Here is a 212-nt window from a genome sequence, read left to right on the forward strand (position 1 = left end):
CATGATCACGCCTTCGTCTTCATAGATATCGGAGGCCGGTTGAGTCGAGGACGAGCACAGGTGGCCGATCACATAGCGAATACCGTCGTTAATCACCTTGTTGGCAACCGCAACGGCCTGTTTTGGATCGCAGGCGTCATCGTATTCTACGCCGACCAGCTTATCGCCCTTGATGCCGCCCTTGGCGTTGATATCGGCAATCGCCTGACGGG

1 protein-coding gene is annotated in these 212 nt (G+C 56.1%); it reads right to left on the reverse strand.

The annotated features are described in order from the left end of the window. A partial coding sequence (locus tag JEM65_RS21745) for an ABC transporter substrate-binding protein (protein ID WP_199603855.1) occupies positions 1-212 on the reverse strand: 212 nt, incomplete at both ends.

Source organism: Gelidibacter salicanalis, assembly GCF_016469035.1.
In the GTDB taxonomy this organism is placed as follows: domain Bacteria; phylum Bacteroidota; class Bacteroidia; order Flavobacteriales; family Flavobacteriaceae; genus Gelidibacter; species Gelidibacter salicanalis_A.